General features: G+C 62.8%; 2 protein-coding genes. Both read right to left on the bottom strand.

What is annotated here, in order from left to right:
* On the bottom strand, positions 1-342 hold a 342-nt coding region (locus tag A3754_RS02720), incomplete at its 3' end, for a DUF484 family protein (RefSeq protein WP_156496715.1).
* Positions 343-408: 66 nt separating this feature from the next.
* The coding region (gene dapF / locus A3754_RS02715) for a diaminopimelate epimerase (protein ID WP_063518790.1) at positions 409-878 on the bottom strand (470 nt) is incomplete at its 5' end.

Genomic DNA, 878 nt, shown 5'->3' with positions numbered 1-878 from the left:
CACCTGGTCGCAGTGGAAGTCTGTGCTCAGGCTGGTGAGGAGATTGCGGAACAGTTTTTCGGCGCCGCGGGCTTCCAGCAGCGACAGGGTCAGGCGGCGGGTCTTGTCGAACAGGTGATCATTTTCCCGGGCCACATCCAGCAGGCCGTTGAGCCGGTCGCGCAGCTCGGTGTTGCGCTCGCGCAGAATCGACGCTTGGCGCTCCAGCAGCGATACCGCCTCGCCTTTGGAATCGGGCAGACGTAACAGTTCCAGCAGTTCCGGGCGATGCTGAAAGAAATCGGCATGTTCACGCAGGTAGGCGGCGACCTGGTCGGCGCTGGCTGGAGTCTGATCCGTCATCAATCCTGTCCTTTGTCATCATTCGGGTCAGTCGGCACTGACATCGCCGATGTTCGTAATCGCCTGCTAAAGAGTGATTTCAATAGCGCCATCATAGACATGGCTGGCGGGGCCTGTCATCTGGATGCCGCCCTGGCCATCGTAGCAGACTTGCAGCGTACCGCCCGGCAGGTGCACGGTGACGGCGGCATCCAGCCAGCCCCGACGTTGGCCAATGACCACAGCGGCGCAGGCGCCGGATCCGCAGGCCAGGGTTTCGCCGGCACCCCGTTCGTAGACGCGCAGGCGGATTTCGTTGCGGCTGACGATCTGCATAAAGCCCACGTTCACCCGCTCGGGGAATTGCTCATGGCTTTCCAGCAGCGGGCCGGCGCTCTCCACTGGCGCGGTATCCACGTTTTCTACCAATAAGGTGCAGTGGGGGTTGCCCAGGCCCACGGCGCCCACTTCCCAGGCCTGTGTGCCGGACACCAGGAAGTAGCTGTCCGCTTCACTTTTGGCGGTCATGGGAATGGCGTCCAGCGCCCAGCGAGGTG

The organism is Alcanivorax sp. HI0083 (genome assembly GCF_001635175.1).
The sequence above is the reverse complement of the archived record's forward strand: the minus strand, read 5'-3'. Positions and strand labels throughout refer to the sequence as shown.